Raw genomic sequence first — 7558 nt, 5'->3', positions numbered from 1 at the left:
GCGAGGATAGGAAGTCGCGATGCAAGATAAAGGCTCATCAGTAATGATGAGCCTTTTTTTGTGCCTTACATTGACATTGAATAACAATTATCTTCAAATTGGTTTTTGGTAGATATAACTGTCTTGATTCTGATATAATTAAAAGAACGGATTAAAGTAATGAAGCAGATAATAACACTAAATCTCGCACGACTCATTTGTGGTAGCGAAAGAAAGTAGGAATGAAATGACGCAAGATAAAAAGACATTTTATATAACAACACCAATTTATTATCCATCAGGTAAATTACACATTGGTAATACATATACGACTGTATTGGCTGATGCTGCTGCGCGGTATCATCGACTATTGGATGAAGACGTGTACTATCTAACGGGAACTGACGAGCATGGTTTGAAGATTGAGCAAAAATCTGAAGGTATGGGTATCACCCCACAAGCTTACGTTGATAAAATGGCAGCCGAGATTAAAGATCTTTGGCGTAAAATGGATATTTCAAATGACGGTTTCATTCGTACGACGAATGCACAACACGAACAAGCTGTCTCAAAAATTTTTAACCAGTTATTAGAACAAGGTGATATTTATAAGGGTGAGTATGAGGGTTGGTATTCTGTTGATGATGAAGAGTATTTTACAGAGGCTCAATTAGCAGAGGTTTACCGCGACGAAGATGGTAATGTAACCGGTGGAAAGGCTCCTTCAGGACACGAAGTTGAATTGGTCAAAGAAGAATCATATTTCTTTGCGATGTCAAAATATGCTGATTGGTTGTTAGACTATTATGAAAAGCATCCTGATTTTATTCAGCCAGCCAGTCGTATGAAAGAAATGATTAATAACTTTATTAAGCCAGGATTGGAAGACTTGGCGGTGACTCGAACGTCATTTAAATGGGGGATTTCTGTTGAGTCTGATCCGAAGCATGTTATTTATGTTTGGATTGATGCTTTATCGAATTATATTACTGCATTGGGTTACGGATCTGATGACGATAGTAAATTCAAGAAATTTTGGCCAGCTAATGTGCAATTATTAGGAAAAGAAATTGTACGTTTCCACACAATTTATTGGCCAATCATGTTACATGCGTTAGGTCTTGAATTACCAGAGCAAATTATTGGTCATGGTTGGTTAACGATGAAAGATGGCAAGATGTCTAAATCAAAGGGAAATGTGGTTTATCCTGATGTGTTGGCTGATCGCTATGGAGTCGATGCGGTTCGTTACTATCTTTTACGGGCCATGCCATTTGGAAATGATGGAATTTTCACGCCTGAAGATTTCGTGGCCAAAGTAAATTTTGATTTGGCCAATGATTTGGGAAACTTGTTAAATCGTACTGTGGCGATGATTAATAAGTATGAGGATGGCATCATTCCAGCTTTACAAACGGGGGCGACACCCTTTGACCAAGATTTGGCGGACGTGGTTAAGCAAACGATTGATGATTACAATCAAAATATGCAAACCTTGCATGTATCAGATGCTTTAGATGCAGTCTGGAAGTTGATTGCGCGTTCAAACAAATATATTGATGAGACCGAGCCTTGGGTCTTAGCTAAAGATCCAGCGCAAAAGGCAGTGTTGTCTTCAGTGATGGCCCACTTGGCAGCTTCATTGCGAGTGATTGCTATTTTATTGCAACCAGTCTTGACGCATACGCCAGCTGAAATCTTCAAGCAACTTGGGTTAGAAGAAAGTGATTTAAAGATTCTTGATATCGATTTTGCAGATTTGCCAACTGGTGGTTCAGTAGTGCCGAAGGGGACACCTATTTTCCCTCGAATTGATGTTGAAGCTGAAGTGGCTTATATTCGTGACTCGATGATGGGTGGCGGTAAAGAGACCGCTAGTGTTAAAAAAGCGAAAGCGCAAGTTAATCAAGCAGAAAAAGAGACAAAGGCAATGGATGCTGAATCGACAACTGCGATGATTGAATTTGATGATTTTGAAAAGGTCCTTTTGAAAGTTGCTGAGATTAAACAAGTTTCTGAAATTGAAAAGTCAAAGAAACTTTTGATGTTTAAACTTGATGATGGATCAGCTGAGGGACGGACAATTTTGTCAGGGATTAAGCAGTGGTATCCTGATTATACAAAATTGGTTGGCAAAAAAGTGGCGTACGTTGCCAATTTAAAACCTCGGACGATGATGAAGAAATATGTTTCAGAAGGAATGCTGTTGTCAGCTGAAAAAGATGGTAACGTTATATTAGCTATTTTGCCTGATGAAATCGAGGTTGGATCGAATTTGGGATAAAATTATGTCCTTTTATCTTTATTTTAAGGTTAGTACGTTAATATAATCATTGTTGAAAGGTCAGAGAGCTGGACAACGAACAATATTCATATACCTACTCCTTAAAATAATTAAACTCGTGCTAAACAGCATGAGTTTTTTTATGTATTAAATTACTTTAAATTAACGGTTGAAGCAGTTTTAAATATATAAGTAAATTAGGCATGAATACGTACTCGTTTTTCGGTAAAAATGAATCATGTCATAAGTAATAAACGGAAAATTAAGTGTGATGACTATTGTATACGAAGAAAAGTAATTATTTTAGTGTGAGTCTGGTATGTAGGTGCTTAAAATTTGGATTAATTAAGGGTCGATATAATGAACTTAGGTAAATATTTATTATTAAGTACAACGATTTTAGGATTAATCAACTATTATTAGCGTTGCTGATGAAGATTTGTTTTTTAGGAATCATCTGATGGTTTAGAATAATATTCAAAAATCAGTCTTGTGATTCACGAGTAATGGGGCTTGATTGAAAAAACAAGTGGCATGGGATAAAGATGGCTGGAATACTGTTAATAAAATAGCGGGAAAGAACTTAGGATCCATTTCTGGGTCTGGGGCTGATGATAAGAAAGATAATGACGATTCTTATCATTATAAATATTCTGATGGTAATAAAATACTAATTTCCGGTTATTCAACCTAAAAGACTACTAATGAAGACGAATTGAAGCTAGCTAATTAAATATGCTGATAAATTTAAGGTTCATTTAGCTTAACATTAACCTCGTTTTAAGGTACGTTCAGTATTATTAAAAACGTTGAAGGGTAACCTCTCAATATCATATTCATAATATCTACTTCTTATAGTAAAACCCCATGCCTAACCACCATGGGGTTTTATTATGTTTAGCTGAGTTAAATTCAAAAAAGATGGTTTTTAAGCTTAATTTATTTTTGAATTAAAGTCTGTTTAAGGTCGATGCGATATGATTATTTGTGTTGAAAGGGAAGTCCCCCTTTTAACAACCATATTCATATACCTACTCCTTAAAATAATTTAACCCTATGTCTAACCAGCATAGGGTTTTATTATTTTATTCATGTTTGTGGCAATAAGCGCGAAACTAAGTAAACATTGTGGAGAACCCCTTAATTTAGGGATAAATTTGTTATAATGGTAAGAAATATGATTTAAGGAGAGAGTAATGGCGATTTATGATCCAACGAAGCGTCCAGTGGATGCTTATGATACGCATACGCATTTAAATGAAGATATTTTTTGGGGCGACCCAGCGGCATATTGGGCGCGTGCGCGTGAATATCGCATTATGGAAATGAATGTGGTTGGCTTCGATGCTAAGGGGAATACCCGTGCAATCGAATTGGCTGATCAGTTTGAAGGCATTAAAGCAATTGTTGGTTTTCAACCAGAAGATGTTGAGCAATTAACTACAGAACAGGTGAAGATATTAGAAGCACAACTCGCAAAACCAGAAGTGGTTGGGGTTGGAGAGACAGGACTGGACTACTATTGGGATAAAAATCCGGATGCAGTGGTGCAAAAGCAAGCCTTTCAAACGCAACTCGCCCTTGCTAAAAACATGCATAAACCAGTGACTGTTCATGTACGCGATGCTTTTGATGATGTTTATACAGAATTAAAAGAAAGCGACGTTCAAGAATTTGGTGGCGTTATGCATTCATTTACCGGAAATGTCGAAGAGGTGAAGCGCTTTTTGGATTTGGGATTATATATTTCATTTTCCGGGATTGCGACATTTAATAATGCCGACGATATCCGGGAAGCAGCTAAGCAGACACCATTAGATCGTATTTTGGTGGAAACGGATGCTCCTTATTTGGCACCTGTGCCAATGCGGGGGAAGCCTAATGAACCGATGTATGTCCACCATACCATCGCTAGCTTAGCAGAAACGTTGGGGATGGAATATAATGATTTGGCTAAAGTGACGACTGAAAACGCGCACCGGTTATGGAAAATCCCGCATGCAAATTAATGAAGTAATTGTGGTCGAAGGCAAGGCGGATACGGCTAAAATTAAGCAAGCGGTGACGGCTGATGTGATTGAAACGAATGGCTCAGCGCTAAATTTAGCGACTCAGGGCGCGATTGTGCGTGCTGCACAGACACGCGGGATTATTATTTTTACTGATCCAGATTATAATGGTGAGCGATTGCGGAAGATAATCACCACGCTTGTCCCCGACGCAAAGCATGCTTTTTTAACTAAAGATGCGGCAGGGGCTAAAATTAAGCATCATAGCTTGGGAATAGAGTATGCTAGCATCGCGACGATTCAAAGCGTCTTGCAGGCGGTGAGTGATGAAAAAAAGCCATCTGTTCACTCAAATATCCAACGTTCTGACTTATTGGCCTGGGGGCTAATCAATGGTCCCAAATCAGCAAAACTTCGGACACAATTGGCGGAAACGTTGAACTTAGGGTATGTGAATGGGAAACAGTTATTAAAGCGCCTACAGATGTTTGGGATTCAAAAAGGAACCGTTAAGCAAGTGTTGGCCACGTTAGAAGTAGATGAATAGGTAGGGAAAAGATGGATTATCCAGATATTGCGACCCCATTACGGACGCAGGCCATAATGAATCAATATGGCATTAATACAAAAAAATCACTTGGTCAAAATTTTTTAACTGACTTAAATATTTTAAGGCAGATTGTTCAGGCGGGAAATGTTCAGGCGAGTGATAATGTAATTGAAATTGGGCCTGGAATTGGAGCTTTAACAGAACAATTAGCCCGGGCGGCCAAAGAAGTGGTGGCTTATGAAATTGATGATCGTTTGATTGAAGTTTTGGCGGGAACGTTGGCTCCATATAAAAATATTAAAGTTATTAATCAAGATATTTTGAAGGTTGATTTAGAAACGGCAGTGGCCACTGAATTCAATGACCCCACGGCGCCTTTGAAGTTAATTGCTAATTTGCCATACTATATTACGACCCCAATTTTAATGCAGGTTTTAGCGACGGGGATGCCATTTGAAGCGATTGTTGTCATGATGCAAAAAGAAGTTGCTAATCGTTTGGCTGCTAAGCCTGGAACTAAGGAGTATGGTTCATTGTCTTTGGCCGTTCAATATCGGATGCAGGCGCATGTTGCATTTAATGTAGATCGCTCATCATTTATTCCAAACCCAAATGTGGACTCAGCGATTGTTGTCTTGGAACCACGTGAACCGTTGGAAATTTTACCTAAAAATGAACGTCAATTGTTTGAATTGTTTAAAATTGGCTTTGCGATGCGGCGGAAAACATTATGGAATAATTTAACCACAGCCTTTGGGAAAACTGGGACGATGCAGACAAAATTATTGAATGCATTGGAGCAGGTGCAAATTGATCCTAAAATTCGGGCTGAAAAGCTCACCTTAGAGCAGTTTATTGCCTTACATAATGCCTTGTCAGCTGAAGGGGTTTACTAATCAAATAAAATAGTCGATAATGGCTTGTGTTAAAGATTTTATTTCAGTATAATAAGCGTTACTTGAAAAAAGTATATAATAAGAAAAGAGGTACTATTTCCTATGGATTCTGCGTCCATTATCTATAATATAATTGCAATCGTTGTTATTTTGTTGTTGGCGGTTTTGTTTACCCTTACTGAGTATTCACTGGTCAAAGTGCGGCCAAGTGCCTTGAAGGCTATGATCGAAGCTGGTGGGGTTAAGCCTAGTCGTAATTTAGAAGGTGCTTTGCATATGACAGAGCACCTAACGGAATATCTTTCAACAGCACAAGTGGGAATCACTTTAACGAGTTTGATTTTAGGGTGGATTGGAGAATCATTCATTGCAGCTTTGATTCTTTCTACCCATATCCTGCCAGCTAGCATGGCGCAACCAGTTGCTTCGGTTGCAGCGATTTTGATTTTCACGTTTATTCACGCAGTCTTTACGGATTTGGTACCAAAAAATATTGCGATTGATCGCCCAGTCCGAACATTATTATTGATTGTTCGGCCAGTGCGTTTCTTCCACGTGATTTTGTACCCTTTGATTTTCTTGTTCGATCGGACAGCGGCAGAGGTAACCAAGCTCCTTGGCTTTAGTACGCACCCGGATGAAGATATTTATTCTCAAAATGAGATTATATCATTATCTGAAGATGCCGCGCAGGCGGGAGAACTTGATCAAGAAGACGTCGCATTTATGAAGCGGGCCTTTGAAATGAACGATAAAGAGGCTGCTGATATCATGATTGATCGAACTCAGTTATCAGTGATTGATGTTACAGCCACTATTGGGGATGCGGTTTCCATGTACTTGGAAGACAAGTTTTCACGATTACCTGTGGTTGCCAATAATGACAAGGATAAGATCCTTGGTTATGTATTTAGTTATGATTTAGTACGACAAATGCGAATTAATCCTGATGCTTCTGTGCGTATTGTTTTGCGCAATATTCCGAATGTTTCTGAAACACAAGGAATTCAAGATATCTTGCAAGAAATGATTACGCATCGTGCCCCAATTGTGGTGGTTAAGGATGAATACGGCGGGACTTCTGGAATCGTTACAGATAAAGACGTTTACGAAGAATTGTTTGGAACGGTCCGTGATGAAATTGACGACGTTTCTGATGATTTAATTGAAAAAATTGGTTCTGACGATGAAGGTCGGATGCATTACAAAGTTAATGGTAAGTTGACTTTGTTTGATTTCGAGCGTTACTTTAAGGTTGAGATTAAGGCCTTTAGTGATTCTGAAATGGTAACGCTGACAGGCTTTATTTTGGATAGTAATCAAGATATTACAGTGGGAACTGAAGTATCAGTTTCACGCTTTAAGATTATTCCACTTGATTATAAGGATGCCTATATTAATGATTTTGAAGTGATTGAATTAACGGACGAAGATTTAATGGAAGCCCAAGATAAAGTTAGCCCAAGTGTAATTAATGATTAAATAATAAAGCCGCGCGTTGTAATTGAGCAACGCGTTTTTTTGTTGGAAATAGAAAAAACCACAACGGTTAATTTAACCATTGCGGTATCAAGCATTCATTTAATTTGCTATAATGACTAAAAATTTAGTTCAATGTTATTGGTCAAAATATCGGTGTAGCTAAATGAGGCACGATCAAATTGATCCCCCTCTTGCTTTAAATCGAGGACAAAGACGGAGCGGAATGTCTCACGGACAACTGCTTCATGCTCGATGTTACGGTGACGGCTTTCATGGGTTGTCAAAGTGACAGCGTCTCCAATATGAGCGTCGAGCTTATCTTTAATTTCGGCTAATGCTGTTGGCATATGAACACTTC

7 protein-coding genes are annotated in these 7558 nt (G+C 38.5%); 6 read left to right on the top strand and 1 reads right to left on the bottom strand.

Going from position 1 to position 7558, the window contains the following annotated elements; all coding sequences use genetic code 11:
• Positions 1-226 precede the first annotated feature (226 nt).
• From metG to ACJQWY_RS04795, 6 genes are all read left to right on the top strand, one after another.
• Positions 227-2263, top strand: coding sequence for a methionine--tRNA ligase (gene metG, locus ACJQWY_RS04820; protein ID WP_407076619.1), 2037 nt, complete (start codon positions 227-229; stop codon positions 2261-2263).
• A gap of 517 nt (positions 2264-2780) precedes the next feature.
• Entirely contained in the window at positions 2781-2957 is a 177-nt protein-coding gene (locus ACJQWY_RS04815; RefSeq protein WP_407076618.1) for a hypothetical protein, read from the top strand.
• 502 nt (positions 2958-3459) lie between these two features.
• Entirely contained in the window at positions 3460-4272 is an 813-nt protein-coding gene (locus ACJQWY_RS04810) for a TatD family hydrolase (RefSeq protein WP_407076617.1), read from the top strand.
• Entirely contained in the window at positions 4262-4819 is a 558-nt protein-coding gene (rnmV, locus tag ACJQWY_RS04805; protein ID WP_407076616.1) for a ribonuclease M5, read from the top strand. Before ACJQWY_RS04810 ends, rnmV begins: the two co-directional genes overlap by 11 nt.
• A gap of 11 nt (positions 4820-4830) precedes the next feature.
• A complete protein-coding gene (gene rsmA, locus ACJQWY_RS04800) occupies positions 4831-5718 on the top strand; it encodes a 16S rRNA (adenine(1518)-N(6)/adenine(1519)-N(6))-dimethyltransferase RsmA (protein ID WP_407076615.1) in 888 nt (295 codons plus the stop codon).
• 102 nt (positions 5719-5820) lie between these two features.
• Positions 5821-7200, top strand: a complete 1380-nt coding sequence (locus ACJQWY_RS04795; protein WP_407076614.1) for a hemolysin family protein — start codon at positions 5821-5823, stop codon at positions 7198-7200.
• Positions 7201-7316: 116 nt separating this feature from the next.
• On the opposite strand, the gene ACJQWY_RS04790 is transcribed toward ACJQWY_RS04795, so the two are convergent.
• Positions 7317-7547, bottom strand: a complete 231-nt coding sequence (locus ACJQWY_RS04790; RefSeq protein ID WP_407076613.1) for a Veg family protein — start codon at positions 7545-7547, stop codon at positions 7317-7319.
• Positions 7548-7558 lie beyond the last annotated feature (11 nt).

The organism is Weissella kandleri, from assembly GCF_045504165.1.
Taxonomy (GTDB): Bacteria; Bacillota; Bacilli; order Lactobacillales; family Lactobacillaceae; genus Weissella; species Weissella kandleri_A.
Note: the sequence above shows the minus strand (reverse complement) of the source record. Positions and strands in the feature narration are given on the sequence as shown.

Coding starts and splice junctions, on each gene's coding strand:
- metG (WP_407076619.1), top strand. CDS start 227: ATGACGCAAGATAAAAAGACATTTTATATAACAACACCAATTTATTAT.
- ACJQWY_RS04795 (WP_407076614.1), top strand. CDS start 5,821: ATGGATTCTGCGTCCATTATCTATAATATAATTGCAATCGTTGTTATT.
- rsmA (WP_407076615.1), top strand. CDS start 4,831: ATGGATTATCCAGATATTGCGACCCCATTACGGACGCAGGCCATAATG.
- ACJQWY_RS04810 (WP_407076617.1), top strand. CDS start 3,460: ATGGCGATTTATGATCCAACGAAGCGTCCAGTGGATGCTTATGATACG.
- rnmV (WP_407076616.1), top strand. CDS start 4,262: ATGCAAATTAATGAAGTAATTGTGGTCGAAGGCAAGGCGGATACGGCT.
- ACJQWY_RS04790 (WP_407076613.1), bottom strand. CDS start 7,547: ATGCCAACAGCATTAGCCGAAATTAAAGATAAGCTCGACGCTCATATT.